The following is a 5231-nucleotide window of genomic DNA, read 5'->3' on the forward strand; positions in this document are numbered from 1 at the left end:
GATCTGACGTCCGTGGCTGGGGGAGAACGGCCGGCCCGCCACATCCTGCCCAGGCTGCGGCAGGAAGGACGTGCTCACGCTCAGATACGGCACCAGCGACGGCATCAGCTTCCACGACACACCGGCGCGATGACTGAGCGCATGGGCCCGCGTGTCGGTGCGCACTGCCGTGCTCAGGTTGCGGGTGGTGTCGGTGACGCGGTCATAGCGGCTGCCCAGCGTCCAGACCAGTGCGCCGTAACGAATCTGGTCCTGCACGTAGAGCCCGGTCTGCTGCATGTCCTCCTGCAAGCGCGCGACCAGTTGCGAGGCCATGGCGATGGGCAGGCCGTAGACCGGCGCATCCAGGTCCAGACTGGGCGCGTTGCCGCGATAACGCTGCTCGTCCTGATGCAGGCGAGTCAGGTCCAGGCCCAGCACCACGGTGTGTTCGGCGTCACCCTGCTGCAACTGGCCTTGCAGGCGCGTATCGAGCTGGCTGCTTTGCAGTTGCGTGTCGTAGCGTGCCGCCATGCGGGTGAGCACGCTGCCACTGAGGCTGACCGGATTGAGGACCGAATACTGCGACCGCAAGCCGGCCTGGCGAAAGTCCTGTAGCAGCTGCCAGTTTTCATTCAGGCGATGCGCCAGCTGCCAGCCCAGCGACCATTGCTCGCCGCGCTGGCGGTCGATGCCGGGATCGCCCACCAGCGTGTGGGTGAGGCTGCCGTCGGCGTTGACGGCGGTCCAGCGGCTGCTGCCGTTGCGGTCCTTGAGGTAGTCGGCCAGCAAGGTGAGGCTGGTGTCGCTGCCCAGGCGCAGCTTGAGCGAGGGGGCCAGATACAGGCGGTCGTTTTCCACGGCGCGGCCATTGCCGTAACGGAACTGGGTATCGCTATCACGCACCAGCGCTACGAGACGCGCCTGCGCCTGCCCATCCTCAGCCAGCGTGCCGCTGAGGTCGGCGGCCAGCTGGCGCGCGTTGAAGGTCCCTGCCGACAGCACCAGTTCATCGGGCGACTCCGCGCCGGCCAGTTTGCTGATGCGGTTGACCACCCCGCCCGGATCGGCCTGGCCGATGGTGGCCGAGGCCGCGCCGCGCAGCACTTCGACCCGGTCCAGTCCATAGGCTTCGGTGCGGAACATGCCGAAGCCCGCCACCAGCTGGCGCAGGCCGTTGAGGTAGTTGCTGGTGTTCTGGGCATTGATGAAGCCGCGCAGGTTGAAGTAGTCGTAGCCGCGTGGGTCCACGCCATGGGTCTGGGTGTTGGCCCCCGGCAGGTAGCGCAGCGCGTCCATGACGCTGGCGGCTCCGCGTGCGTCCATTTCCTCGCGCGTGACGACCGAGAGCGATTGCGGGATCTCCAGCAGCGGGGTGGCGGTGCGGGTTGCAGTCTGGCCGTGGGTGGCGGCGTAATCTGGCGGCCCCTCGTGCATCGCCAGAGGGTCGGGACGGCCGATGATGACGACCTGTTTCAGGCGTTGGCCCTGCTCGGGGATGAGGTCATTGCCGGAACGCGTCGGCCCCTGCCATTGCAGGCCATAGCCGCCGCCCGGGGTGCGCACTGCCCGCAGTCCGGATCCGGCCAGCAACTGCGCCAGGGCATCTTCCACCGCCAGATCGGCATCGAGGGCGGGGGCGGTTCGGCCCTGCACCATGTCCGGCGCATAGGAGAGCGTGATGCCGGCCAGACGCGCGAACCGGTTCAGGGCTTCGTCCAGCGGTCCGGCACCGAGCTGGTAATGGCGATGCACTGCCCTCGCCTCCTGCGCCCAGGCGAGTCCGCCCAAGCCCGGCACGGCACAGGCCAGCAGCAGCCCGAGCACGAGGCAGGGGCGGCGCAGACGGTCAGCGTGCAGTCGCGGCGGGATGAGGGCGGGCATGGAAAATGACAAGAACATTCACTGGTTTCATGAGGTATGCCGAAGCAGGACCCCAAAACCCGCAATCCCTGCCAGAAAATTCTTATCGGCTGTTCAGCGCCGTCACCCGGACCCAGAAGCGGGTGCGCTGTTCGATGCGCACCGGCAGCGCTTGCGCCAGCGACTCCAGCGCCGCCTCGCCATCGCGCAGTTGGAACACGCCCGACACCTTCAGGGATGCCACGCCGTCCTCGCAGTACAGCCACCCGTGGCGATAGCGCGCCATTTCGGCCACCACGTCGCCCAGGCGCATGTCGCGCGCCACCAGCGTGCCATCGAGCCAGGCCGTGGGGTCCATGGCCGCCGCCGCAGTGGCTTGCCGCCGCAGGTTGCCGCCAGCATCGATCTCCACTGTTTCGCCGGGGACGATCACGGTACGCGTGCCCTGCCCCGTGTCCACGGCCACCCGCCCTTCGAGCAGGCTCAGGCGGGTCACGCCCTCTTGCTGACGCACGGCGAAGCGCGTGCCTAGCGCCTGCAGGCGGGCCTGGGCGGTCTGGACCAGGAAGGGACGATGGCGGGGCGAGAGTGCATCGCGGCCGGTATCGATGAAGATTTCGCCGCGTTCCAGCGTGATCAGGCGCTGATCCGCATCGAACTGCAGCTGCACGGCGGTGGCGGTATTGAGCGCCAGCTGCGTGCCGTCACCCAGGGTCACCCGGCGCTGGTCGCCGGTCCCGGTGGCGTAGCGCTGGCCGGCGAGGCTATCGAACAGCCCGGCCTGACGCGCGGCCAGGCCGGCCAGGGCTACGCTGCCCAGGCCCAGCGCCACCCCGCCCAGCCAGCGACGGCGCGACTGGCGGCGGCTGCGCGAGCGGTTCAGCGCCGAGAGCGGTTGCTGCCATTGCGCGGGCGCGACCGGCAAGGCCACCAGTCGCTGGAATTGGGCTTCTGATGCCATCAGCTCTGACCACACCGTTTCATGACGGCCATCTGCCGCGCGCCAGGCATCGATGCGGGCCTGCAAGGCGGGATCCGGCGCCACACCGGAGGGCTGCGCCCGCAGCTGGACCAGCCAGGCGATGGCTTGTTCCAGGACCGGATCAGGTGGGGCCGAAGGCATTGGATTGGCAGACATCAGCGTGAGAGGATGTGCTTCAGCTGGCTTGCCAGGCTTGCCGCATCAGGTAGCAATGGCGGATGGCGGCCGCCATGTATTTTTCGACGCTGCTCAGCGAGACGCCCATGCGCCGGGCGATCTCGGCATAGCCCAGGTCGTCTAGCCGGGACATCAGGAAAGCCTCGCGCGGCTTGGCTCCCAGGCCTTCCAGCATGGCGTCGATGGTGGCCAGCGCCTCCACCAGCAGCATCCTGGCCTCGGGCGAGATCACTTCCGGTGCCGGCAGATGGGCGATGGCCTCCAGGCAGGCGCGTTCGACCTCGTCGCGCCGGACCTTGTCCACCACCAGGCCCTGCGCGATACGGGTCAGCCAGGCGCGCGGTTCGCGTACTTCAGCCAGCACTTGCGGCTTGCCCAGCACCCGCAGAAAGGTATCCTGGGCCAGGTCGGCCGCATCGCTGCTGCTGCCCAGCCTGCGCCGCAGCCACTGCTGCAGCCAGCCATGATGCTCGCGGTAGAGCGAGTCGATGCGCTGGGCGTCGGCGGAGTGCGGGACGGGCATGAGGGAGCCGGCAGTTTCTAAATAATAATAATTCTCATTTTAGCGGCGGATATGAAGTTTGACAACGGCGGTGAAGACGCATCGTCTTTCAGGAAGGAGAAAAATCGCCGACATATGCATCACTTGCCATCTTTTGATGTGTATATGCATCTGCCTCCCGCCTTTCTGATTGCGGCAGTCCAAATGGACTAGTTTCTTTCCCGGCAAGCCCCGCTAGAATGCCGCTGGTAGATGAGTCACCCTGGAGGGGGGAAAAGATCGGCCCGCATAGCGCGGCGTCGGCAGCTCGGGGGGGACTCATCTGCTTTCTTTTCGCCGCATCCTCTGCCGCGCCTGCCTGAGTTCCATCCCTGCCTCGTTGTTTCCCTGCCCGGCGCGCTTCTCCGCCGACCCTCCGACAAACCGACGATCTTGCGGTTGCCCGACAAGGCATCCGCGACCTCGCCATGCTGCTGCGTGGCGGCCTCGTGATGAGAACGCACAGGCGCGGATTCCCGCCCGGCGGAAGAGGCCGGGAACGGCTGCCACAGCATGCTGTAGCAGCCGACCAGAAAAAAATTCTGTGCGGTTTGATTGGCCTTTTTTGCATCAAGCTCCCGCACCCGCGCCCGTATTCTGGACCCACTGGCCCCCGCGCAGCCATTCGTGGCCAGCCCCCACTCTCATCGTCATTCCCTTTTTTCTGGAGCAAGACATGCCTCTGAAGGATTTCAAGGTACTCACGTTTGACGTCGTCGGCACTCTCATCGATTTCGAAGGCGGCATGCTCGCCTACCTGCGCAAGGCCGCTCCCGGCAGCAAGATCACGGACGAAGATTTCCTCGCGGCCTATCGCGCCGCGCGCAGCGATGGCAATACCGGCTGGTATCCGGATGACCTCGAGCGCTGCTGGCATGTCATCGCCCCGGGGCTGGGCCTGCCCGACACCCCGGAGCTGGCGCGCGGCCTGCGCGATTCGGTGGCCGACTGGCCGGCCTTCCCGGATTCGGCAGAGGCGCTGCAACGCCTGCGCAAGCACTACAAGCTGGTCACCATGACCAATGCGCAAACCTGGGCCCTGCAACATTTCGCCCGCACCCTGGGCGAACCGTTTGACCTGCTGCTGAGCTGCGACGACGCCCTTTGCGAGAAACCCGACCCGCAATATTTCGCCTACGCCCGTGGCCGCTTCGAAGGCGCATGGGGCTATCGCCAGGCCGACAACCTGCATGTGGCGCAAAGCCAGTATCACGACATCGGCGTCTCCAAGCGCCTGGGCATCACCACCTGCTGGATCGAGCGCCGTCACGGCAAGTCCAGCTCGGGCGGCACCATCGCTTCCGAACACACCGTACCGGATTACCACTTCCACACGCTGGCCCAACTGGCCGATGCGGTAGAAGCGGGCCAATAAGCTTCACCTTCACAGCGGGCCGCAGAGTCCGCATTCACCGGCACGCAGCGCCGTGCCGGCTTGCATCAGTGCATTCGAGTCCAGGCGGGCCGCCATCGCCCCGCCGGTCTTATCACGCCTCAACCACACAGGGAGCCGCACCATGGACCACAACAGCAAGAACAAACTCGACCTGCTCAGCGCCAGCGACACCGCCGGCCTGATGGATTGCCTCAAGCGCGGTGCCAGCCGGCGCGACATTCTCAAAATGCTGCTGGCCGGCGGCATGCAGGCCACCTTGGCTGGTGGTCTCTCCACCAGCGCCGCCAGCGCCT

Annotated in this window: 4 protein-coding genes; 1 reads left to right on the top strand and 3 read right to left on the bottom strand. The window is 66.5% G+C overall.

What is annotated here, in order from left to right; genetic code table 11:
* The 3 genes from B3873_RS14195 to B3873_RS14205 all read right to left on the bottom strand — a co-directional run.
* On the bottom strand, positions 1-1881 hold a 1881-nt coding region (locus B3873_RS14195), incomplete at its 3' end, for a TonB-dependent siderophore receptor (protein ID WP_286866828.1).
* 64 nt (positions 1882-1945) lie between these two features.
* The gene (locus tag B3873_RS14200; protein ID WP_286866830.1) at positions 1946-2980 is read right to left on the bottom strand and encodes a FecR family protein; all 1035 of its coding nucleotides are present in this window, start codon (positions 2978-2980) and stop codon (positions 1946-1948) included.
* A gap of 19 nt (positions 2981-2999) precedes the next feature.
* Positions 3000-3524, bottom strand: coding sequence for a sigma-70 family RNA polymerase sigma factor (locus B3873_RS14205; protein WP_286866831.1), 525 nt, complete (start codon positions 3522-3524; stop codon positions 3000-3002).
* Between the two features lie 694 nt (positions 3525-4218).
* Here B3873_RS14205 and B3873_RS14210 point away from each other — a divergent pair.
* Positions 4219-4917, top strand: coding sequence for an HAD-IA family hydrolase (locus B3873_RS14210; protein WP_039785790.1), 699 nt, complete (start codon positions 4219-4221; stop codon positions 4915-4917).
* The last annotated feature ends 314 nt before the right edge of the window (positions 4918-5231 follow it).

Origin of the sequence: Herbaspirillum sp. UBA812, assembly GCF_002296545.1 — a bacterium.
GTDB classification, from domain to species: Bacteria; Pseudomonadota; Gammaproteobacteria; order Burkholderiales; family Burkholderiaceae_D; genus Herbaspirillum; species Herbaspirillum huttiense.

Excerpts from the sequence above, each read along its gene's own strand:
- B3873_RS14200 (WP_286866830.1), bottom strand. The coding sequence starts at position 2,980 with ATGTCTGCCAATCCAATGCCTTCGGCCCCACCTGATCCGGTCCTGGAA.
- B3873_RS14205 (WP_286866831.1), bottom strand. The coding sequence starts at position 3,524 with ATGCCCGTCCCGCACTCCGCCGACGCCCAGCGCATCGACTCGCTCTAC.
- B3873_RS14210 (WP_039785790.1), top strand. The coding sequence starts at position 4,219 with ATGCCTCTGAAGGATTTCAAGGTACTCACGTTTGACGTCGTCGGCACT.